The organism is Gordonia westfalica, from assembly GCF_900105725.1.
In the GTDB taxonomy this organism is placed as follows: Bacteria; Actinomycetota; Actinomycetes; order Mycobacteriales; family Mycobacteriaceae; genus Gordonia; species Gordonia westfalica.
Genome location: NZ_FNLM01000034.1, coordinates 400,138 through 423,165, shown reverse-complemented (window position 1 = coordinate 423,165; position 23,028 = coordinate 400,138). Strand labels below are relative to the sequence as shown.

General features: G+C 67.7%; 21 protein-coding genes. 8 read left to right on the top strand and 13 right to left on the bottom strand.

What is annotated here, in order from left to right:
* Positions 1-42 precede the first annotated feature (42 nt).
* Positions 43-1,155, bottom strand: coding sequence for an NAD(P)/FAD-dependent oxidoreductase (locus tag BLU62_RS07260; protein ID WP_074848905.1), 1,113 nt, complete (start codon positions 1,153-1,155; stop codon positions 43-45).
* 93 nt (positions 1,156-1,248) lie between these two features.
* Between BLU62_RS07260 and BLU62_RS07255 the strand changes: the two genes are divergently transcribed.
* From BLU62_RS07255 to BLU62_RS07220, 8 genes are all read left to right on the top strand, one after another.
* Positions 1,249-2,478, top strand: a complete 1,230-nt coding sequence (locus BLU62_RS07255) for a glucose-1-phosphate adenylyltransferase family protein (protein WP_074852748.1) — start codon at positions 1,249-1,251, stop codon at positions 2,476-2,478.
* Complete coding sequence (locus BLU62_RS07250) at positions 2,457-4,160, top strand: phospho-sugar mutase (RefSeq protein ID WP_074848904.1); 1,704 nt, start codon at positions 2,457-2,459, stop codon at positions 4,158-4,160. Before BLU62_RS07255 ends, BLU62_RS07250 begins: the two co-directional genes overlap by 22 nt.
* Before the next feature lie 180 nt (positions 4,161-4,340).
* Complete coding sequence (locus BLU62_RS07245) at positions 4,341-4,772, top strand: helix-turn-helix transcriptional regulator (protein ID WP_074848903.1); 432 nt, start codon at positions 4,341-4,343, stop codon at positions 4,770-4,772.
* Between the two features lie 20 nt (positions 4,773-4,792).
* The gene (locus BLU62_RS07240; RefSeq protein WP_074848902.1) at positions 4,793-5,203 is read left to right on the top strand and encodes a VOC family protein; all 411 of its coding nucleotides are present in this window, start codon (positions 4,793-4,795) and stop codon (positions 5,201-5,203) included.
* Positions 5,204-5,373: 170 nt separating this feature from the next.
* On the top strand, positions 5,374-7,797 hold the full coding sequence (locus BLU62_RS07235) for an ATP-binding cassette domain-containing protein (RefSeq protein WP_074848901.1): 2,424 nt from the start codon (positions 5,374-5,376) through the stop codon (positions 7,795-7,797).
* A gap of 149 nt (positions 7,798-7,946) precedes the next feature.
* Positions 7,947-8,387, top strand: a complete 441-nt coding sequence (locus tag BLU62_RS07230) for a globin domain-containing protein (protein ID WP_074848900.1) — start codon at positions 7,947-7,949, stop codon at positions 8,385-8,387.
* Between the two features lie 109 nt (positions 8,388-8,496).
* On the top strand, positions 8,497-9,771 hold the full coding sequence (locus BLU62_RS07225) for a glycosyltransferase 87 family protein (protein ID WP_074848899.1): 1,275 nt from the start codon (positions 8,497-8,499) through the stop codon (positions 9,769-9,771).
* Between the two features lie 100 nt (positions 9,772-9,871).
* On the top strand, positions 9,872-11,287 hold the full coding sequence (locus BLU62_RS07220; protein WP_074848898.1) for a cytochrome P450: 1,416 nt from the start codon (positions 9,872-9,874) through the stop codon (positions 11,285-11,287).
* Positions 11,288-11,872: 585 nt separating this feature from the next.
* On the opposite strand, the gene BLU62_RS07215 is transcribed toward BLU62_RS07220, so the two are convergent.
* The 12 genes from BLU62_RS07215 to BLU62_RS07160 all read right to left on the bottom strand — a co-directional run bounded on the left by BLU62_RS07215 (position 11,873) and on the right by BLU62_RS07160 (position 22,999).
* The gene (locus BLU62_RS07215) at positions 11,873-12,472 is read right to left on the bottom strand and encodes an FKBP-type peptidyl-prolyl cis-trans isomerase (RefSeq protein ID WP_074852747.1); all 600 of its coding nucleotides are present in this window, start codon (positions 12,470-12,472) and stop codon (positions 11,873-11,875) included.
* 35 nt (positions 12,473-12,507) lie between these two features.
* Positions 12,508-12,975 (bottom strand): SRPBCC family protein, encoded by a 468-nt coding sequence (locus tag BLU62_RS07210; RefSeq protein WP_074848897.1) that lies wholly within the window; start codon positions 12,973-12,975, stop codon positions 12,508-12,510.
* The gene (locus BLU62_RS07205) at positions 12,975-14,009 is read right to left on the bottom strand and encodes an LLM class F420-dependent oxidoreductase (protein ID WP_074848896.1); all 1,035 of its coding nucleotides are present in this window, start codon (positions 14,007-14,009) and stop codon (positions 12,975-12,977) included. The genes BLU62_RS07210 and BLU62_RS07205 overlap by 1 nt, the downstream gene beginning before the upstream one ends.
* Positions 14,006-14,419 carry a nuclear transport factor 2 family protein gene (locus BLU62_RS07200; RefSeq protein ID WP_074848895.1) on the bottom strand — a complete coding sequence of 138 codons (414 nt, stop codon included), beginning with the start codon at positions 14,417-14,419 and terminating at the stop codon, positions 14,006-14,008. The genes BLU62_RS07205 and BLU62_RS07200 overlap by 4 nt, the downstream gene beginning before the upstream one ends.
* Complete coding sequence (locus tag BLU62_RS07195) at positions 14,385-15,398, bottom strand: DMT family transporter (protein ID WP_074848894.1); 1,014 nt, start codon at positions 15,396-15,398, stop codon at positions 14,385-14,387. The genes BLU62_RS07200 and BLU62_RS07195 overlap by 35 nt, the downstream gene beginning before the upstream one ends.
* The gene (locus tag BLU62_RS07190) at positions 15,395-16,534 is read right to left on the bottom strand and encodes an MSMEG_0565 family glycosyltransferase (protein WP_074848893.1); all 1,140 of its coding nucleotides are present in this window, start codon (positions 16,532-16,534) and stop codon (positions 15,395-15,397) included. Before BLU62_RS07190 ends, BLU62_RS07195 begins: the two co-directional genes overlap by 4 nt.
* Positions 16,531-17,424: a carbon-nitrogen hydrolase family protein gene (locus tag BLU62_RS07185; protein WP_074848892.1), complete on the bottom strand. Its 894-nt coding sequence runs from the start codon at positions 17,422-17,424 to the stop codon at positions 16,531-16,533. The genes BLU62_RS07190 and BLU62_RS07185 overlap by 4 nt, the downstream gene beginning before the upstream one ends.
* A gap of 52 nt (positions 17,425-17,476) precedes the next feature.
* Positions 17,477-19,087 (bottom strand): MSMEG_0567/sll0787 family protein, encoded by a 1,611-nt coding sequence (locus BLU62_RS07180; RefSeq protein WP_244278092.1) that lies wholly within the window; start codon positions 19,085-19,087, stop codon positions 17,477-17,479.
* A gap of 1 nt (position 19,088) precedes the next feature.
* Entirely contained in the window at positions 19,089-20,144 is a 1,056-nt protein-coding gene (locus BLU62_RS07175) for an MSMEG_0568 family radical SAM protein (protein WP_074848891.1), read from the bottom strand.
* A 149-nt stretch (positions 20,145-20,293) separates the two neighbouring features.
* Positions 20,294-21,580: an MSMEG_0569 family flavin-dependent oxidoreductase gene (locus BLU62_RS07170; protein WP_074848890.1), complete on the bottom strand. Its 1,287-nt coding sequence runs from the start codon at positions 21,578-21,580 to the stop codon at positions 20,294-20,296.
* On the bottom strand, positions 21,577-22,107 hold the full coding sequence (locus BLU62_RS07165; protein ID WP_074848889.1) for an MSMEG_0570 family nitrogen starvation response protein: 531 nt from the start codon (positions 22,105-22,107) through the stop codon (positions 21,577-21,579). The genes BLU62_RS07170 and BLU62_RS07165 overlap by 4 nt, the downstream gene beginning before the upstream one ends.
* Entirely contained in the window at positions 22,100-22,999 is a 900-nt protein-coding gene (locus BLU62_RS07160) for a carbon-nitrogen hydrolase family protein (protein WP_074848888.1), read from the bottom strand. The genes BLU62_RS07165 and BLU62_RS07160 overlap by 8 nt, the downstream gene beginning before the upstream one ends.
* Between the last annotated feature and the right edge of the window lie 29 nt (positions 23,000-23,028).

Genomic DNA, 23,028 nt, shown 5'->3' with positions numbered 1-23,028 from the left:
AAAATAGTGAGCCGAAACGGATTTCATGAGCGGGGGTACGAATCAGGTTTCCAGAAGCCCGACGACGTGCTCGGCAATCGCCAGGCACGAGGTGATGCCGGGCGACTCGATACCGAACAGGTTGACCAGGCCGGAGACGCCGTGCGTGGCGGGGCCGTGGATCGCGAAATCCGCGGCCGCCTCACCGGGCCCGCTGGTCTTGGGTCGTATGCCCGCGTAGGCGGGAGTCAAAGTGCCGGAGGGCAACCCGGGCCAGTAGCGTCGGATCGACTCCTCGAAATCGGTGAGACGTGTTTCGTCGACCGAGTAGTCGAGCTCATCTGTGTGGTTGTCGCCCAACCACTCCACGTCGGGTCCGAACCGCGCCGCGCCGGCCAGGTCCATCGTGAAGTGCACGCCGAGTCCGCCGTCCACCGGCACCGGATAGATCAGGTGCTCGAATGGTGCTCCCGCTCCGGACAATCCGAAGTAGTTCCCTTTGGCGAGATGTCGAGGCGGAATCGGTCCCTCGAAGCCGTCCAGTGATCGTGCAACCTGCCACGCTCCGAGCCCGGCACAATTGACGAGCATGCGCGCCGAGGCCGCTCCGGCGTCGGTGGTGTCGACGGTGATCCCGCCGGATTCGATGCGCCCACCAATCACTCTGCTGCGCAACGCTACTGCGCCGTCGGTCATTTCGAGGTCCCGACGCAGCGCGTGCACCATTCCGTCGACGTCGACGATCCCGGTGGACGGCGACAGCAGCGCCGCCACGCCGTTCACCCCGGGTTCCAGCCGGCGGAGTTCGTCGCGAGCGATCCGTCGTAGATCGTCGACACCGTTGGCGATCCCGTGCCGGAGAAGAACATCGAGGCGGTCGATTTGGGCGTCGTCGGTGGCCACGATCAGCTTCCCCGGACGACGCCAGGAGACGCCACGCTCGTCGCAGTACCGCGTGAGGAGTTCGCGACCCCGGACGCACAACCGCGCCTTGAGACTTCCCTCGTGGTAGTAGATGCCGGCATGGATGACCTCCGAACTCCGCGAGGTGGTTTGTGTACCCACCGCGTCGGCGGCCTCCAGGACGATCACCTCGCGCCCGGTCAGGGCGAGCGCACGAGCGACAGCCAGACCGACGATTCCGCCACCCACCACCAGGCAGTCGGTCCGTTCCACCGTTCCTCCGATCGTGTTGCGGACCCCGGGTCCCCAGAGTCCTGGATGACGCTGTCCGGGTTTCCGCCCGTGCCTCTCGGGCACACTGGGCTGATGCGACACTCTGATGTTCTCGCGATCGTGCAGGCCGGTGGGCGTGGTTCCCGAATGGAGGTACTGACCGATCGGCGGGCCAAACCGGCATTGCCGTTCGCGGGGAACTATCAGCTCATCGATTTCCCGCTGTCGAACCTGCACCACAGCCACATCGACGACGTCTGGCTGTGCGTGCAGTATCGGGCCGAGAGCCTAACCCAGTTGGTCGCCGGCGGCCGCCCATGGGATCTCGACCGGACCAGCGGCGGGCTCCGGATCGTCATGCCCGAACAGACCGACGCCCCGGAGACCGAAGACGGCTTCGCCACCGGCAATGCCGATCTGCTCTACCGGATCCGCGACCGCATCGCCGAGCACGGGCCGGCCGAGGTGATCGTGATGAGCGCCGACCACGTCTACGACTTCGACTTCCGCGACGCTCTCGACACCCACCGCCGCCGCGGCGCGGAATGCACCGTCGTCACCACGACCTGTTCGCTCGAGGAGGCATCACAGCACGCCACGGTAACCTCCCGACGCGACGGCACGGTGCGCGAGTTCCGCTACAAACCCGACCGGGCGACGACCCGCACCATCGCCACCGAGATCTTCATCTACGACCCACAGGTGCTCATCGAGGGCTTGGAACTCCTGGCACGTGAGACAACGGTGGGCTCGGCCTCCGACGACACCGGTCTCGGCGACTTCGGCGAACATCTGCTGCCGTGGTTCGTCGACCGCGGAAAGACCGTCGCCCATGCGATGTCGGGGTACTGGATCGACGCCGGTCGTCCGGAGACCTACCTGCAGGCGCACCGGGACCTGATCGGCGGCAAGCTCGACGTCTTCCGTGCCGAGCGACCGATCCTGACCAATCAGCCCCAGCGCACCGCGGCTCGCATCGAGGCCGGGGCGATCGTGGAGGACAGCCTCGTCAGCAGCGGCGCCCACGTGTGCGGAACCGTACGACGCAGCGTGCTCGGACCGGGCGTGGTCGTCGAGAAGGGCGCGAGCGTCGTCGACTCGGTCGTGTTCGGCGACTCCGTCATCGGCGCCGGCGCGTCTGTCGCCTGGTCGATCCTCGACGAGCGAGTCCGCGTCGGGCCGCGCGCGACGATCGGTGGTCATCCCCGGACGCGGCCGGTTCCCACCGAGAAGATCACGCTCGTCGGGATGGATACCCAGATCCTGCGGGGAGCCAAGGTCTCTCTCGGCGACCGCGTCGAATGCCACCGTCGTGTTCGCTGACTGATAGCGTCGCGCGGGTGATCGAGACCGCGCGTACCTGGCGAGACCACGACCCGGATCCGGTGACCCGCGCCGAACTCACACGCCTCATCGAGGCGGCCGACTCCGGAGACGCCCGCGCGGCCGCCGACCTCGAGTCCCGCTTCCGCGGCCCCCTGACGTTCGGGACCGCCGGCCTGCGCGGTGAGGTCGGGGCGGGGGAGACCCGCATGAACGTCGCGGTGGTCAGTCGTGCCACCTACGGACTCGGACGCCACCTGGCCGACACGGTCGGCGTCGATGCGCGCGTCGTCGTCGGCTGCGACGCCCGCCACGGTTCCGATGCCTTCCTCGACGCCGCCGCCGAAGTCCTTGCCGCGCAGGGCCTCACCGTCCTGACCCTTCCCCGTCGACTGCCGACGCCGGTTACCGCGTACGCCACCCGTGCGCTCGACTGCGATGCCGGAGTCATGATCACCGCGTCGCACAACCCTCCGGCCGACAACGGGTACAAGGTCTACCTCGGCGGCCGCGCCACCGATCCAGCGGGCCGCGGCGTCCAGATCGTCCCGCCCGCCGACGAGCAGATCGCGACCTTCATCGACTCTGCGCCGCCGGCCGACGAGATCGCCCGCGACGCAGCCGCTGTCGAGCCCCTCGACAACGCGATTCTCGACGCCTACGTCGCCCGGGCGGCAGGACTCCGACCCGGCACCGACCCCAGCCCAGTCCGCGTCGTCCTGACCCCGATGCACGGAGTCGGCGGTACGACGGCCCTCGCCGTGCTGCGCACCGCCGGGATCAACGACGTCCATGTCGTCGACGAGCAGTTCGCGCCCGACCCCGATTTCCCGACCGTCGCCTTCCCGAACCCGGAGGAACCCGGGGCCCTCGACCGTGCGCTCGGCCTCGCCCGCGCCGTCGACGCGCATGTGGTGATCGCGCTCGACCCTGATGCCGACCGCTGCTCGGTGGCCACCCCGACCCGCGACGGCGGCTGGCGCCAGCTGACCGGCGACGAGATCGGTTGGCTGCTGGGCGAACAGGCCGCCCGCGACTCTGCCCGCACCGGCGACACACTGGCCTGCTCGATCGTGTCGAGCCGACTGCTCGGGAAGATCGCCGCCCACCACGGACTGCGGTTCGCCGCAACCCTGACCGGCTTCAAATGGATCGCCCGGACACCGGATCTGCGGTACGGCTACGAGGAGGCCATCGGATACTGCACGGACCCGGATGCCGTGCGCGACAAGGACGGCATCTCCGCGATGGTCCGCGTGATCGGCCTCGTCGAGCAACTGGCCGCCGACGGCCGCACGCTCCTCGACCTCCTCGACGACCTCGCACGCCGCCACGGTCTGCACGCCACCGCACCGCTCACGATCCGCGTCGACGATCTTGCCGAGATCGGGCAGATGATGGACCGGCTGCGTTCGACGCAGATCGACGCGCTGGCAGGTTCCGCGGTCGTCGAGGTCCTCGACCTCGCCCCGGGCTCCGACGACTTGCCGCCCACCGACGCACTCGTGCTGCGCACCGCCGCCGACGACCGGGTCGTCGTGCGGCCGTCGGGCACCGAGCCGAAGCTGAAGTGCTACCTCGAGGTGGTCCTCGACTGCGCCGGCGACGAGGTCCCGCACGCACGGGCCACTGAACGGCTCGACGCGATCAGCACGGACGTCGCCGCCCTCCTTCAACGCTGACACCTCTCGCTGTCTGAGGTGCGAGGAGCGCAGTGGGCGGCCTCTCGGTCTGAGGTGCGAGGAGCGACGCGGGCTTCTCGCTGTCTGAGGTGCGAGGAGCGCAAGCGACGAGCCTCGAAGACCTGGTGAGCCAAACGCCATTGGCCCCACGTCCCGCAACCGAAGCCTACGATCAACCCTGTGCCCCGATCCGACTCCGACCAGCGGTTGCGTGACCTGACCCTGCTCCGCCAGGTCCGCGACCGGATAGATCGCGAGTACGCGCAGCCGCTCGACGTCGAGGCGCTGGCGCGGGGCGTGAACATGTCGGCCGGGCACCTGAGCCGGAAGTTCCGTCAGACCTATGGTGAGTCGCCGTACTCCTACCTGATGACACGCCGCATCGAACGGGCGATGACCCTGCTGCGTCGCGGCGATCTCAGCGTCACCGAGGTCTGTTTCGAGGTCGGCTGCTCATCGCTCGGTACGTTCAGCACCCGGTTCACCGAGCTGGTGGGGGTTCCGCCGACGGTGTACCGCGAACAGTCCGCCGACGCCACCGACGGCATCCCCGCGTGTCTGGCCAAGAACATCACGAGACCGATCAGGAATCGAGAAGCGCAGCGGGGGTGAGGATGCCTAGCCTGACATCCATGAACATCACCATCCAGTACACCTTCCTCCCGCACACCGATGGCGAGGCCGCTCTCGCCTTCTACCGCGATCTGCTCGGCTTCGAGGTCCGCAAGGACGTCGGCTATGAGGGCATGCGCTGGCTGACCGTCGGCCCGCCGAATCAGCCCGGCACCTCGATCGTCCTGCATCCGCCGGCCGCCGACCCGGGCATCACCGACGCCGAACGCCAGACGATCCTCGAACTGATCGCGAAGGGCAGCTACGGCGCGCTCACCCTCGCCACCGAGGACCTCGACGGACTGTTCGAGAAGTTGCAGGCCAACGGCGTCGACATCATCCAGGAGCCGATGGACCAGCCCTACGGCGTCCGCGACGCCGCGGTGCGTGACCCTGCGGGCAACCTCATCCGTATCGACCAGGCGGTCTGACACGTGTGCGGTATCGGTCGACTCCCGCCGCCCGAGGCGCTTGCCGGGGGAGTTGCCGAACCACCGATGACTCTCCTGGTTGGATCGAGTCAGACAGTACGACACTCCGATCCGATGCCCGATCACGACGATGGCTGCGCACCACGGCGCGCTGCCGCGATGGAGACACGATGAGCCCTGCCTCGCGCACGAAGTCGACACCCCGATCAGCCCCGACTCCCCAGATCACCGAGCACAACAACGCTCATCCCGCCGACACCCACGACCGGATCCGCGTGCACGGCGCCCGGGAGAACAACCTCAAGAACGTCGACGTCGAGCTGCCCAAGCGCCGGCTCACGGTCTTCACCGGGGTGTCCGGTTCGGGCAAGAGCTCGCTGGTCTTCAGCACGATCGCCGCCGAATCGCAGCGCCTGATCAACGAGACCTACAGCGCCTTCGTCCAGGGCTTCATGCCGTCGATGGCCCGCCCCGACGTCGACGTCCTCGAAGGCCTGACGACGGCGATCATCGTCGACCAGGAACGCATGGGCGCCAACGTGCGTTCGACGGTCGGCACCGCCACCGACGCCAATGCGATGTTGCGAATCCTGTTCAGCCGCTTGGGCACTCCGCACATCGGGTCGCCTCAGGCATTCTCGTTCAACGTCGCGTCGATCAGCGGTGCCGGTGCGGTGACCATCGAGAAGGGCGGCCAGAAGGTCAAGGAGCGCCGCAGCTTCTCGGTCACCGGCGGCATGTGTCCGCGATGCGAGGGCCGTGGCGATGTGTCCGACTTCGACCTCACCGCGCTCTACGACGCGTCGAAGTCGCTCAACGAGGGTGCCCTGACGGTTCCGGGCTATTCGATGGACGGCTGGTACGGCCGGATCTACCGCGGCTGCGGCTTCTTCGACCCCGACAAACCGATCGCCAAGTACACCAAGAAGCAGCTCAACGACCTGCTCTACAAGGAGCCGACCAAGATCAAGGTCGAGGGCATCAACATCACCTTCGAGGGTTTGATCCCGAAGATCCAGAAGTCGATGTTGAGCAAGGACCGCGAGGCGATGCAGCCGCACATCCGCGCCTTCGTCGACCGCGCCATCACCTTCCAGACCTGCCCGGACTGTGAGGGAACCCGTCTGACGGCAGAGACCCGCTCGTCGAAGATCAAGGGCATCAGCATTGCCGACGCCTGCTCGATGCAGATCAGCGATCTGGCCCAGTGGGTCGCCGAACTAGACGACCCGTCGGCCGCTCCGCTGATCAAGTCGCTTCGCGAGCATCTCGACGCCTTCGTCGACATCGGTCTCGGCTATCTGTCCCTCGACCGCCCGGCGGGAACACTATCGGGTGGTGAAGCCCAGCGCACCAAGCTGATCCGGCACCTCGGGTCGTCGCTCACCGACGTCACCTACGTGTTCGACGAGCCGTCGATCGGGTTGCACCCGCACGACATCCAGCGCATGAACGACCTCCTCCGCGCCCTGCGCGACAAGGGCAACACGGTGCTGGTCGTCGAGCACAAGCCCGAGGTCATCGCCATCGCCGACCGCGTCGTCGACCTCGGTCCGCGAGCCGGCACCGATGGTGGCGAGATCGTCTTCGAGGGCACGGTCGAAGAACTCGGCGCCGCCGACACCCTCACCGGCCGTCACCTCCACGACCGCGCGTCGGTCAAACCCGAGGTCCGCACACCCAGCGGCGCACTCGAGGTCCGCGACGCGAACATGCACAATCTGCAGGACGTCGACGTCGACATCCCGCTCGGTGTCCTGGTGGTGCTGACCGGTGTCGCCGGCTCGGGTAAGAGTTCGCTGATCAGCTCATCCGTCGCCGGAGCCGACGGGGTGGTCTCGATCGATCAGACCGCGATCAAGGGCTCCCGACGCTCTAACCCGGCCACCTACACCGGGCTGCTCGAACCGATCAGGAAGGCCTTCGCCAAGGCCAACGGCGTCAAACCGGCTCTGTTCAGCGCCAATTCGGAGGGGGCGTGCCCCAACTGCAACGGCGCCGGCGTCGTGTACTCCGACCTCGCGATGATGGCCGGAGTCGCGGCCCCGTGTGAGGTGTGCGAGGGCAAGCGGTTCCAGGCAGAGGTCCTCGAGTACACCCTCGGTGGCCGCAACATCAGCGAAGTTCTCGAGATGTCGGTCGCGCAGGCCGAGGCGTTCTTCGCCGACGGTGACGCCAAACTGCCTGCAGCGCACAAGATTCTCCATCGCATGGTCGACGTCGGTCTCGGCTACATCAAGGTCGGTCAGCCGTTGACGACCCTGTCCGGTGGCGAGCGACAGCGTCTGAAGCTGGCTACGCACATGGGGGAGAAAGGCGACGTCTACATCCTCGACGAACCCACGACCGGCCTGCACCTCGCCGACGTCGAACAACTCCTCGGCCTGCTCGACCGGCTCGTCGACTCGGGCAAATCGGTGATCGTCATCGAGCACCACCAGGCCGTGATGGCCCACGCGGACTGGATCATCGACCTCGGACCCGGCGCCGGACACGACGGCGGTCGGATCGTCTTCGAGGGAACTCCGGCGGACATCGTTGCCGACCGGTCGACTTTGACGGGCCAACACCTGGCCGAGTACGTCGGCGCCTGAACCGTCTTATAGCTCCAAACCGTGCTCACCGCGGTTTGGAGCTATAACTCTTCGATCTCACACGACCCTCAGGCCCATGTGAGATCACCGTTACCCAGCCCCTGCGGCCCGACATTCCGCACGCAACGCCGCGGCGGCAGGGTCTGCGCATGGACAAACAACTATTGGAAGAAAGCCTGACCCTCGTCGATCTACCCGATTCCGGTCTCACCGTCCGGTTCTACGACATCCTCTTCGAGCGCTATCCGGGCGTGAAGCCGATGTTCCAGCGGGACACCCGCGTTCAGGCCGAGATGCTGCGCACCGCCGTCGTCTCGGTTCTCGACCATCTCGAGGACGCGGAGTGGCTGACCACCAACCTGCACGCCCTCGGCAAGCGCCACGCGAGCCTCGGCGTGACCAGGCCGATGTACACGGCGGTCGCCGAATGCATGATCGCCGCCATGAGCGAGATCGGCGGCGAGGCGTGGACGCCGGCGATGACCACGGCATGGGAGGAGGCCCTGGGCGCGGTCGCCACGATCATGCTCGACGGATATCCCGACGAGGCGACGCCAGAAGTCGCCACCGACGAGTCCGGCGCCGCCTGAATCCCGTGACAGCCTGAGTCCGAAGCACACGAGTACCCAGCGGGGTCACCGCCGCCCCCGCTGACGCTCGCGTCCGCCGCGATACGATCCCGCTCGGAAGAGAGGGCTCGTGACTGTTGTGGACATTCCCCGGCTGGGGATCGATCGCTACCTCCGTTCGGCATGGGCGCGCCGGCTGACGCTTCTCGTCTTCGTCGTGAGTGCCGCGCTCGCGATCTTCGTTCTCCCGAACAACCCGCCGACGCCCTATCGCATCGACTTCGACGTCTACCGCATGGGCGGCCGTGTCTTCCTCGACAACGGCGACCTCTACGGCACGCTCCCGACGCTCGGCGGCGGGTCCTACCTGCCGTTCACCTATCCACCGTTGGCCGCGGCCCTGTTCTCGGTGTTCACCGTCGTCCCGCTGGGCCTGGGGCAGGGGCTGTTCACCGCGGTCACCATCGCCTGCCTGCTGCTGGTCTGCCGCATCGTGGTCGCGCACCTGACCGATCGCCCGTCGACGGACCTCTGGTGGCTCGCAACGGCCGCGACAACCGTCGGCCTGTGGCTCGAACCGGTCCGCGACACCCTCAACTTCGGGCAGATCAACATCGTCCTGATGACGCTCGTCATCATCGACGCCCTCCTCGGCCGCGGCCGCTGGTGGCGGGGCCTGCTCGTCGGTCTCGCCATCTCGATCAAACTCACCCCGGCCGTCTTCCTCCTTCTGTTCTTCCTTCGACGCGACTGGCGCGCCCTCGCCGTGAGTGCCGGGTCGGCCGTGGCCTATGCCGGGATCGGATACCTCCTGGCGGCCGATGAGTCCGTCACCTACTGGACGTCGACGCTGTTCGACACCGAACGGATCGGCAGTCCGCAGTTCGCCAACAACCAGTCGGCCAAGGGCGAGCTCGCACGGCTCGGCATCGAGTCGGAGATCGTCTGGCTCGGCGTCGCGCTCGTGGTCGGACTGCTCATCGCGTGGTCGGCGTGGCGGCTGCTGTCCGCGTCGGCCTCTCGGAACGGGCGCGACGACACGCTCGAGGTCGCGGCAGTGCTGACCGTCGCCTTCGCATGGTTGTTCTGCTCGCCGGTCGCCTGGGACCACAGCTGGGTGTGGATCGTGCCGCTTCTGATGGTGCTGATCGCCCTGGCCGCACGTCCCGGGGCGCCGAGGATCTGGTGGTGGCTGGTCGGCACGGGACTGGTCGTCTTCGCGTACGCCCCGCACCAGCACGTTCCGCAGCGCTACGACGCCGAGCTGTCGTGGGCGTGGTGGCAACACGTCGTCGGGTCGTCGTATCTGATCTGGGGTCTGACCGTGATCGTCTCCTTCGGCATGCTCGCACCCCGTCTGACCTCGGCCTCCGCCGTCGGAACCCCGTCGAACCCAGCCGGCTGACCGACCTCGGCAAACACGCCTCTTGAAACAACCGCTAAAATCCGTTCCAATGGTGCATAGTGATGTAACGCACATCGGATCAACGGGGAGTGGCAAGTAGATGGCTAGTCGCAAGAAGCAGATCCAGGGCGCGCTCGGCAAGCTGAGCAGCAAGTACCCCAGTAAGGAGCGTCCGCTGGCCGTGCCGCCCGCCGGGTCGGACCTCAAGCCGGTCATGGGCGATCCGGGTATCCCGTTCCTCGGCAACACCCTCGAAGCCCTCGCCGACCCGCTGAAGTCTGCGATGGAGCGCTTCGAGCGCTACGGCCAGGTGTCCTGGTCGGGTGCGCTCGGGATGAACATGGTGACTCTCGTCGGACCCGACGCGATCGAGGCCGTCTGGATGAACCGCAAGAAGGCCTTCTCCAGCGAACTCGGCTGGGAACCGATGATCGGTCCGTTCTTCCGTCGTGGCGTCATGCTCATGGACTTCGACGAGCACATGCAGCACCGCCGCATCATGCAGCAGGCGTTCAGCCGCCCGCGCCTGAACGGCTACCTGGACATCATGACGCCGCACATCGAGAAGACCCTCGCCAACTGGCAGGTGGGCCAGGGCTTCCGCATGTACTCCAACACCAAGGACCTGACGCTCTCGCTGGCCACCGAGGTCTTCATGGGTGCGCACGTCAGCGAAGCCGAGGCGCACCGCCTCGAGAAGGCCTTCGAGGCCGCAGTGCGCGGTGGACAGGCCATGGTTCGCAAGGACGTCGGCAACTGGACCTGGGCGCAGGGACTCCGCGGACGCGAGGTCCTGCAGGAGTACTTCCGCTCCGAGATCCCGCTGCGACGCGGCAACGACGCCGACGACCTGTTCAGCGTCCTCTGCAACAGCGAGAGCGACGAGGGTGAGACCTTCACCGACGAGGACATCGTCAACCACATGATCTTCGTGATGATGGCCGCGCACGACACGTCCACCATCGCGCTGTCGATGCTCACCTACTTCCTCGGCCGCCACCCCGAGTGGCAGCAGCGTCTGCGCGAGGAATCGCTGGCCCTCAACAAGCCGACCATCGACTACGACGACGTCGACAAGCTTCCGAGCATGGAGCTCGCATTCAAGGAGACGCTGCGCCTCAACGCCCCCGTCGGCATGCTGTTCCGCATGGCCATCGAGGACACCGAGATCTGCGGGCACTTCATCCCGAAGGGCACCCTGCTGGCCATCCACCCGTGGGCGACCATGCTGCGCAAGGAATGGTGGCCCAACCCGACCCACTTCGATCCCGAACGCTTCTCGGCGGAGCGTCGCGAGGACAAGGTCCACCGCTTCGCGTGGGCCCCGTTCGGCGGCGGTGCGCACAAGTGCATCGGCCTGTACTTCGGTGGCATGGAAGTGAAGTCGATCCTGCACCAGATGCTGCAGCGCTTCGAGTGGACGGTCCCGGCCGGCTACCGCCCGGAGCTCACCTACGGCACGGGCCCGACCCCGGCTGACGGTCTCCCGATCGACCTCCGGCACCGCGCGCTGTAAACCGCAACGAGAAACGCCCGGAGGTCAGAAGGCCTCCGGGCGTTCGCGTTTCGCGCCGCACGACTCCCGCTCCCTGAGGTGCGAGGAGCGTGCGACGCCACCCCCGCTGGTTGAGTAGGTGAGCGTTAGCGCCGAGCCGTATCGAAACCACCTCCGCTCCCTGAGGTGCGAGGAGCTTGCGCCGAGCCGTATCGAAACCACCCCCGCTCCCTGAGGTGCGAGGAGCGCTAGCGACGAGCCACGAAGGGCTGGTGAGCAATCACTCACCAGCCCTTCGCAATTCCGCACACTCGTGAGCGGCGCGGATTCTCCCGTCCTCCACGATCGCCGGGCCCAACGCGAAAAACTCGTCCCCGTGAGCACCCTCCGAGGGAACATTGCCCTCGGAAGCCGCTGAGATGGACGAGATTTCACCCCGCCCGGCCGGCTGTGCGGCTCGCCCCGCATACCTGGACACGACGCCATTCCGCACCCGCTGATCGAATGCATTGACACCCGCTCCCTGAGGTGCAAGGAGCGCTAGCGACGAGCCACGAAGGGCTGGTGAGCAAAAACCCACCAGCCCTTCGTGTTTCAATGCAAACCCTACGACGCGGCGAGGATCCCGATCTCGAAGATGAGCGTGTCACCGGGCTCGATACCGGCGCTCGGCTGGCCCTGGGCGTAGCCGTCGGCCGACGTCATCGCGACGCCGACCTTGGAGCCGACCTTCTGCCCGGCGATCGCCTTGCTGAAGCCCGGGATGACGCCGTTGAGCGGGAAGTCGACGGGGGAGCCCGTCTTGTACGCGCTGTCGAACTCGTCGCCGTTGCGCCCGTTGACGCCGACATAGCAGACGGTCACCGACGCGGTCTCGGCGACGACCGGTCCGTCACCCTCGACGAGGGTTTCGACCACGGTCTGATCAACGCTGAACGGCGACTGGACGGTGATCTTCGGGGCTTCGGTCGCGGTCGCGGCGACCATCTCGAGGCCGCCGGTGGCGCCCTTGAAGGTCCACTGCGGCTTGGCGTCGTCCTTGGCCGGCGCCGTCGGGCAGCTGGTGGGGGCCGAGCCGGTGTCGGTGTTGCCGGCCGCGGCGGTGCCGGTGGCTTCGGTTGTGCCGGAATCGGAATCGGAGTCGGAGCTACAACCGGCCACCGTGAGGATGAGGGCCGCGCCGAGCGCGAGCGTCGCATTCTTCATGTTCACCCTGGTCACGCTACCCGAGCGGCCGGTCATCACCGACCATCATGGTCGACGACGAGCCGGGCGGCGCGGGCGAGGTCGGCGCGGATCGCCCATGCCGCCGGCCACCGGTTCGCCAGCAGCACGGGCACGCCGACGAGCGGGACGGTCAACGTCGCCGTCGCCCGCACATCCGTGCCGCCGTCGGACCGCTCGTCGAACCCCAACGTCAGCACCGCATGGACCGACCGCCACGTACCGACCTCGCGCCACAACCGATACGGTTCGCAGTCGGTCACCTCCAGTCGTGGAGCCACACCCGGTACGACGGTGACATCGCTCCAACTGGTGCCGACGTCACCCGCCCGGTCACCGATCGTCTGCAGGTCGTCGATGCGACGCAGACTCGACTGCCACTCAGGCCGATTGCTCGGATCGGTGAGGTAGTCGAAGGTGACCGCCGTCGGCGTCGGGAACGCGACGACGTCGTCGATGATGGTGAACCGGGCGGGGGACGGCATCAGCTGATCAGGTCGGCGAGCTGATCGATCTCCTCGATCGTGCGCGGGGAGACCAGCATCGTGGTGACGCCGGATGCTTCCCACACCTTGATCTGCTCGCGGACGTGATCGACGTCTCCGACGATCGCCGAGTCCTCGACGACCGCGTCGGGAATGATCTGCGCCGCTTCTTCTTTGCGGTCCGAGCGGAACAGCGTGGTCACCTCGTCGACGACGTCGGAGTACCCCATCCGGCGGTACACCTCGGCGTGGAAGTTGGTGTCCTCACTGCCCATTCCACCCATGTACAGCGCGAGGAAGGGCTTGATCGCGGCGTAGGTCGCCTCCCGATCGTCGGTGATGACGATCTGTGCGGTCGCGATGACCTCGAAGTCCGCGCGACTCCGCCGGGCGCCCGGCTTGGCGAAACCCTCGTCGAGCCACGCGTTGTAGGTGTCGGCCATACGCGGTGTGTAGAACAGCGGCAGCCAGCCGTCGGCGATCTCGGCTGCGAGCGCGACGTTCTTCGGTCCCTCGGCGCCGAGCATCACCGGGATGTCGGCCCGCAACGGGTGCGTGATCGGCTTGAGCGGCTTGCCCAGGCCTGACGCCCCCTCGCCGTTGTACGGCAGGGGGTAGTGCGGTCCGGCGCTGGTGACCGGGGCCTCCCGCGCCCAGACCTGACGCATGATGTCGATGTACTCACGCGTGCGTCCCAGCGGCTTGGCGAACTTCTGCCCGTACCAGCCCTCGACGACCTGCGGACCGGACACGCCGAGTCCGACGATGTGCCGGCCACCGGAGAGATGGTCGAGGGTCAGCGCGGCCATCGCGCAGGCAGTGGGCGTCCGGGCCGACAGCTGCAGAACCGAGGTGCCCAGTCGCACACGGCTCGTCGACGACCCGAGCCAAGCCAGCGGCGTGTAGGCATCCGATCCCCATGCCTCGGCGGTGAAGATGGAGTCGAAGCCGGCCTTTTCGGCGGCGGCGACGAGGTCGGCGTGACCGGCCGGCGGCTGCGCGGCCCAATATCCGAGTTGCAGTCCGAGTTTCATGCCTTGGTTCCTCCAGCGGTCTCGGCTGCCGCTTCGGCCGCGATCTGGTCGAACTGCGCCCCCATCGCGTCGGCGAGTGCCTGCGCACCCGAGAGCGGCCGGACCATCACCATGAAGTCGTCGATCTTGCCGTCGTCGTTGACGTGGATGAAGTCGCATCCGGTGACGGCCTTGCCGTTGACGCTGGCCTCGAACACGAGCGCCGAATCCCGACCCCCGGCGTCGTTGATCTCCCGGACGTAGCGGAAGTCCTCGAAGACGCGCAGCACGCCCCGCAGAATGGCCGAGGTGATCGCCTTACCCGGGTACGGCTTGAATGCGACCGGGCTGGTGAAGACGACGTCGTCGGCGAGCAGGTCCTGCATCGCCTGCGCGTCACGTGCCTCGACGGCCTCTCGGAACTGCTTCATGCATGACCTCCTCATCCACGGCACGTATGCCGCTCGGCGTACTTCTCTGCCCGACGCTAACCGATCGCCGACGCCGCGCGGGAACCATCAACACGACGAGCGCCACCGCCAGCACACCGATGCCCACCCAGCCGACCGCGGTGATCGGTTCCGACAGCACCACGACTGCCAGCACCGTGGCGACGGCGGGTTCGATGAGGGTGATGGTGGTGGCGGTCGAGCTGTCGATCCGTCCCAGTCCGCGGCTGAACAGCACATAACCGAGGAACTGCGGCACGACGACCAGATACGCGAGAACGACAAGGCCTTCCGGATGGTCGATCACGGACGGCACACAAACGGCGACCACCGGCAGCAACAGCACCCCACCCAGTCCCATCACGCCACCGGCCGACGCCCCGCGGGCGAGACCTTGATTCATCAGCCGACGCATCGCCCACGAGAACCCCGCATACGTCGCACCCGCCCCCAGCCCGAGGACGACACCCCACGTCGACGCGCTGCTGTCGGACACGACGTCCCCATGCGAGGACTCGCTACGCGACAGAGCAAGAGCGACACTCCCGGCGATACCCAACAGACAGGCAACAGACCACCGCGTCGTCAACGCCCGACCCTCGGCGACCCGTTCGATGACTGCCGAGAATAACGGTGCCGACGCCAGGGACACCACGGTGCCCAACGCCACGCCGCCGACGCGCATCGACCCGTAGAAGCACAGCGGGTAGATCGCCACGCACACGCCGCCCGCCAGCACCGTCGGCCATCTCTGCCTCAACGACGGCCACGCGGCGCGGACCGCACGAGCGTTGATCGCGCCCTGCAACAACCCGCCGCCCGACATGGCGATCGCACCGATCGTGACCGCACTGAGCGCCGGCGCCAGGGCGGCGACCGTCCCCGACGTCCCCCACAGGAACGCCGTGAGCGTCACCGCGAGGATGCCGGCGCGTTCGGCGGCGCGCGGATGCTCGCTCATCTGCGCGCGTCGACGTGCGTTGGCAGCGGATGGCGGGCATAGAACTCGAGATGACGACGGGCCGCGTCCTCCCACGTCAACGACGCTGCCAGCGACCGCCCGGCGTCGACGCGCGTTGGGTCGGGCGTCAGCGCGTCCGAAAGTGCGTCGGCGAGTTCGGGCACCGTCGATGCGTAGGCGACGGTGTCGCCGAACACCTCCCGGAGGATGGGCAGTTCGCGGGTCACCACCGGCCGTCCGGCGGACAGAGCCTCCATCGCGGCCAGCCCGAACCCTTCCTTGACCGACGGGAACGCGAACACCCGGCTCGCGGCGACCAGCGACGGCAGCTCGCCGTCGGGCACGTTGCCGAGCACGATCGGTTCGACGTCGAGTTCGGCACGGAGACGGTCGAAGTCGGCGCGATAGTCCCGGTAGTCGAACAGCGTTTCCCCGCCGGCGAAGACCAGCGACAACTCCGGATGTCGCTCTCGCAGCAATGCATACGCGTTCAGCAGGTCGATGCTGCCCTTGCGCGGTTCGATGCCGCCGACGGCGAGCACGTACTCACCGAGCTTCTCGGCCCATCGATCACGTGCTTCCACTGCCTCGGCATCATCCGACGCGGCATCGGCGAACCGTTGATACGCAACACCATTCGGGATGACATCGGGAGTGAATCCCCACCCGTGCCGCACCTCGTCGGCGACCGCCCGCGACACACATATCCGCGCATACGGATTCACGACGGCCTTCTCGTGACATTCGACGAGGATCGGCGTCGTGAACTGGTCGAGATGGTGGATCGTGCGGATACACGTGCCGACGGCATTGGCGCTGATGCAGTCCTGGGCGTGGACGATGTCGAAGTCGCGAGCGTCGAAGGCGTCGCGCAGGGTGCCGATGGATCGCACGATGCGGTCGGTGATCGTCTCGTTCTCCCGATCTGCGAACGGCACCAGCCGCAGCGTCACCGCGGGATCCACCTCGCGGAAGAATCCATCGTCGCCACCGCGCGCCAGCGACCAGACCGTCACATCGACGCCGAGTCGCGCCATCGCCTCGGCCAGGTTCAACGTGTGAACCACGCCGCCACGCGGTTTCGTCGAGTAGGTCAGCAGGGCGACGCGCGGCGAGGGGGAGTCCACACCGGTCATGATAGGTCCGCGACCGGCCCGGCCCGAGGTGTCCCGGCCGGACTTGTCACGGCCTCTGAGGACGCCGTTCGATAGGAGTCCGGCCGCAGCTCGGCGAGGTGGCTCAGCACGCGACGCGCGCGGTCGATCTCCGCGTCGACGTCGACCGTCGCGGACGCGAGCCCACCCTTGGAGCGCGTGGTGGCGAGGATGTCACCGCCGGGTCCGACGACCTTCGCCTGTCCGAGGAACCGCAGCGAGCCCATGACCCCGGTCTGGTTCGACGACACGACGAACACCTGGTTCTCGGCGGCGCGGGCGCAGTCGTACAGGTCGAACAGGCGTGACTGCCGGTCGGCGGGCAACCGGGCGGCGCGGTCGGTCACGCTCGCCGGCCAGGCGGACAGGGCGGCGATGATCCGCGCACCGTCGAGGGCGAGGGTCCGCGCCGACTCCGGGAAGGTCTTGTCGTAGTCGATGAGCATGCCGACCCGGCCGACCGGGGTGTCGAAGGAGCGGAACTCGTCCCCGGCCGCGTACGCGAGGGACTCACCGGCAGGTTGGTGGACCTTGCGGTGCGTGCCGAGAATCCCGTCCCCGGAGACACAGACCGCGGTGTTGTAGTGCCGGTCACCGTCGGCCTCGGTGTAGCCGATGCAGACCGTCGTGTCGCCCGCGGCGGCGATGAGCGCGGCCAGTTCGGGCCCGTCCGGATCCAGCGCCGGGGGCAGCTCGTCGGGATCGGGATTCCGCAGGTCGCCGAGGTAGCCGCCGAGCGTCGCGTCGGGAAAGACGAGCAGACCGACGCCGTCGCGGACGGCCGCCTCGACGATGCCGACGGCCTTGGACACACCGCGCTCCACGTCGCGTCCGAAGTGCGCGGCGAGAGCACCGAGGGTGACAGTGCTCATGGTCGAACAGTACTGGCCGGGGTGTACGGAGAAGGGGTCAGCCGGGGTCCGATCACGCGGCCCCCAGCCCGGTGACCGTGGAGGCCACCGCGACGGTCGACGCGCCGTCGGGCCAGCGCAACCGCACCCCGGGCTCGGCGGTGAGACGTCCGCAGTCCGCGATGGACAGCGTGCTCGGGGCCGGTACATCCGCACGACGACCCGGTCGGTCCGTACTGAGCATCGCGTATCCGGGGAAGCAGGTCAGCCATGCACCCGTCGACGCCGCGTCCGGCCGCGGCACGGCGGTCACGTCGAGTTCTGCTCCGGTGCCCGACGCCTCGGCGAGCATGCCGAGTGTCCCGGCGATCCCGGCCATGCTCACATCCTTCGCGGCCGCGGGTCCGACCTTCGCGAGATGACCTGCCATCGCACAGAGTTCGTCGCTGCTGCGCGAACTCGTCGAGTCCCACTGACGGTCGTGATAACCGGGCCGCCAGGACCCGCCGAGGTCGGCGTGCAGCGTCACGGTGTCGCCGACGGCGCCGCCACCGGCCCGCAGCGGACTGCCGGTGGTGCCCAACGCCGTCACCGACAGCGCCGACGGCACACCGACTTGGGTGTGACCGCCGAGAACCGGTGTCTGCCAGGCCCGTGCCGCGGCGGAGATACCGCGGATGATGCGGGTGAGATGCGAGGTCGTGGGGGCACCGACGGCGTCGAGCAGTCCGATCGGCCGTGCACCCATCGCCGACAGGTCGTTGATGTTGACCAGCACCGAACACCAACCGGCCCACTCGGGATCGCGTTCGATCATCGACGGGATGATCGCATCGCAGGCCGCGATCACGTCGGTCCCGGGCAGCGGGACGCCGTCGTCGCCGCGGAAACCCGCCGCCCCGAGCCCGCCATCCTGTTCGGCGAATGGCGCAAGTGCCCCGGCGAGAACCGCTTTGGTGCCGTCGACGGTCCGCTGGATGCGATGGATCGCCCACCGCATCTCGCGATGTGCCTGACCCGCGATCACCGGGCCCGCGCCGCAGTCCTCCCAGCCGAGCCGCTGGAACATTCGCGCGTAACGATCCTGCACGGTGGCGTCGAAACGCAGTGCGCCCTGTTGTTCGATGTGCGCGCAGGCGGCCCGGACGAGCGCCGGACCGATCCCGGCCGCGTGCCCGGGGTCGGCGACCACGAGTCGGCTACCGAACCACCAACCGATGTCCTCGGTGTCCGACGCTCCGTCCCACCGCACCGGCGCAACGCGAACCCCGCCGGCGAGCGTCCCGTCCGCGAGGGTCGCGACGAGGACCACCGTGCGCGGGTCGTCGTCCGTGTCGTCCAGGTCGGAATGCGCGAAAAGGCCCTGCCGATCGACGAATTCGTGATGCCGCATCGCGCGGTAAGCGGTGTGCTCGGCGGCGGTGTCGGCGACCGTGATGAGGAAATCCGGACGTGCGACGACGCGGCGTCGGCCGGCGAGGATCGACAGCTCAACCGGCCGCTGCTCCTTGAGTAGCCCCGGAGCTTGCGGAGCGGAAGGCCCCTGCTCCTTGAGTAGTCCCGGAGCTTGCGGAGCGGGCGGTCCCTGCTCCTTGAGTAGTCCCGGAGCTTGCGGAGCGGAAGGTCCCTGCTCCTTGAGTAGCCCCGGAGCTTGCGGAGGGGCGTATCGAAAGGACCCCTCCATCTCAGCCACCCACCGTCGGCAGGATGCTGCACGCCCCGCACGCCGCGCACCCGGCCCGCTGATCCGCCCCGGACATCCCGATGAGGGTGAGATGCCCGGCGACCTCGCGGCTGATCTTCTCCACGATCGCCGGATCCGGTGCGGGCGCATCGTCGACGTCCACGGCGAGCGTTCCCGCGTGACGACGGAACGGCACGATGAACGGGTAGACGCCCGTGTCGGCGAGTTCCTTGGCGCCGGCAATCATCTCGTCGGTGTCCTCACCGAGCCCGACGAGTAGATACGTCGACACCTGGTTGCGCCCGAACACGCGCACCGCTTCCGCCCATGCGGCGCGGTACTCGTCCATCGAGACCGACGACTTGCCCGGCATCCACCGGCGCCGCACGTCGTCGTCGAGCGATTCGACGTGGATGCCGATCGCATCCGCGCCGGCCTCGCGCAGTTCGGTGAGGACCGCGAGGTCGGCGGGCGGTTCGCACTGGACCTGGATCGGAAGGTTGGGGACCGCGTCCTTGATCGCGCGGACGCAGCGTGCGAGGTGCCTGGCCCCGCGATCACGGCCATTGGTCGTGCCGGTGGTCATCACCATCTGGGTGATGCCGTCGAGTTCGACTGCGGCACGCGCGACCTCGGCCAGTTGATCGGGCTTCTTCACCGCGATCGTCGATCCCGATCGCAGCGACTCCTCAATGGAGCAGAACCGGCACCGCTCGGACTCGTCGTATCGGATGCACGTCTGCACCACCGTGGTCGCCAGGACGTTGCGGCCGTGCAGGCGGGCGATCTTCTCGTAGCTGACGCCGTCGGCGGTCTGCAGGTCGTAGAAGCGGGGTCGGCCGATCGCCTCGACCTCGATGCCGACGTCCACGCCGTCGTACAGGACGCGGTCGCCGTCGAAGACGAACGGACTCTGCGGGTTCCGGGGGATCGCGGCATGCAGGCCGTCGACCATGAGATGGCCGTCGTCGCTGGGCCCCGCACCGCCGGTCCGCTGCACGGGCGGCTCGCCTCGAATCCCGAGCAGTGCCAGGTCAACTCGTGTGGATACTGTCATGGGTACTCCTCTCCTTGAGGAATTGATGTGCTCGAGTGCGTGCCCTCGCTCCCTGATGTGCTCAGGTGCGTGCCCTCGCTCCCTGAGGTGCGAGGAGCGCCAGCGACGAGCCTCGAAGGGCTGGCGACCACCGCATCCCGCTCAGCCACCTACTGCGCCGCCGCCAGCCGCGGGCGACCTTCATCCAGAGCACCCACAATGTGCTCCGCCACATACCGCGCATCCCGATCGATCCCGAGGAAGCGTCCGGAGCCCCAGGTGTGCATCCACGGCAACCCGACGAAGCAGAGTCCGGGAACCTCGGTGATCCCGCGCGTCTGCATCGGGCGCCCACCGCCGTCGAAGGCACTGGCCTCGATCCACCGGTAGTCGGGTCGGTAGCCGATGGCCCAGATGATCGACGTGACGCCGGCCGCGGCCAAGTCGAGTTCGGCAGGATCTTCGCCGGGAGCCCAGACCGGTTCGTACCGAGCGGGTTCCGGTGCCTCGATCCCGAGTGAGTCGATGTGCCGGTCGATGTCGGAGCAGATGGAGTTGTAGGTGGCGTCGGCTTTGTCCAGCGCATCGGTGAGCGTCGGTGCGAACCGCAGCGTCGAATCCTTGCCGTCGGTGAGCATTCCGTAGAGCTGCATGCCCTCGACGGCGAAGCGTCGTAGGTCGATGTCGCGGCCACCGTCGCGGCCGGTGACGTAATGGTTGGTCTTCTCCTGCGCGGCTCGGCCACCCGGGAACTCCTGGGTCGGAGTGTCGTAGAGCCCCATGTCCGACAACCACGTCATGCAGTCGCGTCCCCGGTAGAACCGGGCGACCCGCGGAGCATTGCCGACGGCCAGATGCACTTGGCGGCCTGCCAGATGCAGGTCTTCGGCGATCTGCGTACCCGACTGTCCAGATCCGACGACGAGCACTGCACCTTCGGGCAGCTGTTCGGGATTGAAGTACTGCTCGGAGTGGATCTGCTGGACCGTGGCGTCGAGCGCCGACGCGAACGCCGGGATCACGGGCAGGGGATAGCCTCCGGTCGCGATCACCGCCTGATCGCATGTCATGGTGCTGACGCCACCCGGACCGTCGAGGGTCACCTCGAACCGGTCCGCGCCCAGCCGCTGCAGACGGGTCACCCGCGTGTGTTCGACGAGCGGCGGATCGAAAGTCTGCAGCCACCCCTTCAGCCAGGCCACCACCTCGTCGCGTGTCATGAACCCGTCCGGATCGGGACCGTCGTAGGCGTAGCCGGGTAGTCGGCAATGCCAGTTGGGCGTTACGAGAGTGAAGTTGTCCCAACGTTTGTCGGCCCACGCATGGACTGCGGTATCGGCTTCGACGACGAGGTGTTCGACGCCGGCCTGGCCGAGGTACCAGCTGACCGAGAGCCCTGCTTGTCCGCCGCCGATGACGACGACCGGCACGTGCGCTGCCGATGTGTTCGCGCTCATGAGTCTTCCCCTCCGCTGATGGCGCCCGACTCTGCGACGCTCCTGTCCTCTCCGCTGGTTGAGCCGGGACGGAGCGAGGGCTCGCCCGCGCTCTCACTGCTGGTTGAGCCGGGACCGAGCGAGGACTCGCCCGCGCTCTCACTGCTGGTTGAGCCGGGACGGAGCGAGGACTCGCCCGCGCTCTCACCGCTGGTTGAGCCGGGACGGAGCGAAGCGACGACCCGCGTCGAAACCTCCGCGCCCGGCAACGGCGGGTACATCGAGACCACTTCGACCTCCGCCGAATCTGGATGTCGCCCAGCGTCGCCGGCGATGGCCTCCGCAGACGCGGCGGCAGAGGTGCACGCGAAGCCGTACTTGGCCCGTACGCGTGAGCTCGCTTCTTCGAGCGCGGTGGTGGCTCGCGACCGGAAGTCGTCGACGCGGTAGGACCCCGGCGCGAGGTGATCGTGGAGGACCAGGCTGGGGGAGTAGTACTGGCGGAACTGCCCGTCGGGCCACCGCACCTGGACGGTCATCTCAGGCATGAGCGAGGTCCCGCCAGGCGAGGTCGTCGGCGTTCTCCGGATCGGTTAGCAGGCCGTACACCTCCGGTCGGCGGTCCCGCAGATGGAACATGCCGGCACGCATCGCGGTGAAGCTCTCGCAGATGTCCACCTCGGCGACCGCGAGTCCGCTGCCCAGAAGCGTGGTGTCGAGGATGTTGCCGCCCGGGTCGACGATCTTGGCGTTGCCCACATACCGCAGCGACCCGAAGGTCCCGCTCTGGTTCGACGCCACCCAGAACACCTGGTTCTCCAGGGCGCGAGCGGCGTCGAAGAGGTTGAACCGGTAGGTCCACCGGTCCTCTTGGAGGTTCTCGGCGGTGGCGGTGCGTGCGGCCGGCCAGGCCGACAGGCTGGCGATGATCTCGGCACCCTTGAGAGCCATGATGCGGGCGGCCTCGGGAAACGCCTTGTCGTAACAGATTTGGAGTCCGACACGTCCGATCGGGGTGTCGAAGACGCCGTATCCCTCGCCCGACGAGTACGACATGTTCTCGCCGAGCGGTTGGTGGACCTTCCGGTAACTGCCGTAGATCCGGTGGCCATCGAGAACGGCGGCCGCGTTGTAGCGGGTCTCGCCGTCCTCGCCGAGTTCACAGAACCCGATCGCCACCACCAGATCTCCGACGATGGACTGCACCCGCGCGATTTCGGGTCCATCGAGGGAGATCGCCGGTGGCAGCGACCGTGCACTGTTCTTACGGGTGTCGCCGTGGTTGCCCAGCGACGACAGGTATCCGCCGATCGCCGCCTCCGGGAAGACCAGGAAGTCGACGCCGCGGGCCCGCGCCTCGACGACGTACTGTTCGATTGTCGCGTAGTTCTGTTCGAGATCGCGGGTGAAGTTCGCCGCGACGGATCCGATGGTGGTCATAGGATGTCCCAGGGTCGGTGATGCGGAAA

Excerpts from the sequence above, each read along its gene's own strand:
- BLU62_RS07255 (WP_074852748.1), top strand. The coding sequence starts at position 1,249 with ATGCGACACTCTGATGTTCTCGCGATCGTGCAGGCCGGTGGGCGTGGT.
- BLU62_RS07250 (WP_074848904.1), top strand. The coding sequence starts at position 2,457 with ATGCCACCGTCGTGTTCGCTGACTGATAGCGTCGCGCGGGTGATCGAG.
- BLU62_RS07240 (WP_074848902.1), top strand. The coding sequence starts at position 4,793 with ATGAACATCACCATCCAGTACACCTTCCTCCCGCACACCGATGGCGAG.
- BLU62_RS07235 (WP_074848901.1), top strand. The coding sequence starts at position 5,374 with ATGAGCCCTGCCTCGCGCACGAAGTCGACACCCCGATCAGCCCCGACT.
- BLU62_RS07230 (WP_074848900.1), top strand. The coding sequence starts at position 7,947 with ATGGACAAACAACTATTGGAAGAAAGCCTGACCCTCGTCGATCTACCC.
- BLU62_RS07220 (WP_074848898.1), top strand. The coding sequence starts at position 9,872 with ATGGCTAGTCGCAAGAAGCAGATCCAGGGCGCGCTCGGCAAGCTGAGC.
- BLU62_RS07215 (WP_074852747.1), bottom strand. The coding sequence starts at position 12,472 with ATGAAGAATGCGACGCTCGCGCTCGGCGCGGCCCTCATCCTCACGGTG.
- BLU62_RS07210 (WP_074848897.1), bottom strand. The coding sequence starts at position 12,975 with ATGCCGTCCCCCGCCCGGTTCACCATCATCGACGACGTCGTCGCGTTC.
- BLU62_RS07205 (WP_074848896.1), bottom strand. The coding sequence starts at position 14,009 with ATGAAACTCGGACTGCAACTCGGATATTGGGCCGCGCAGCCGCCGGCC.
- BLU62_RS07200 (WP_074848895.1), bottom strand. The coding sequence starts at position 14,419 with ATGAAGCAGTTCCGAGAGGCCGTCGAGGCACGTGACGCGCAGGCGATG.
- BLU62_RS07195 (WP_074848894.1), bottom strand. The coding sequence starts at position 15,398 with ATGAGCGAGCATCCGCGCGCCGCCGAACGCGCCGGCATCCTCGCGGTG.
- BLU62_RS07190 (WP_074848893.1), bottom strand. The coding sequence starts at position 16,534 with ATGACCGGTGTGGACTCCCCCTCGCCGCGCGTCGCCCTGCTGACCTAC.
- BLU62_RS07185 (WP_074848892.1), bottom strand. The coding sequence starts at position 17,424 with ATGAGCACTGTCACCCTCGGTGCTCTCGCCGCGCACTTCGGACGCGAC.
- BLU62_RS07180 (WP_244278092.1), bottom strand. The coding sequence starts at position 19,087 with ATGGAGGGGTCCTTTCGATACGCCCCTCCGCAAGCTCCGGGGCTACTC.
- BLU62_RS07175 (WP_074848891.1), bottom strand. The coding sequence starts at position 20,144 with ATGACAGTATCCACACGAGTTGACCTGGCACTGCTCGGGATTCGAGGC.
- BLU62_RS07170 (WP_074848890.1), bottom strand. The coding sequence starts at position 21,580 with ATGAGCGCGAACACATCGGCAGCGCACGTGCCGGTCGTCGTCATCGGC.
- BLU62_RS07165 (WP_074848889.1), bottom strand. The coding sequence starts at position 22,107 with ATGCCTGAGATGACCGTCCAGGTGCGGTGGCCCGACGGGCAGTTCCGC.
- BLU62_RS07160 (WP_074848888.1), bottom strand. The coding sequence starts at position 22,999 with ATGACCACCATCGGATCCGTCGCGGCGAACTTCACCCGCGATCTCGAA.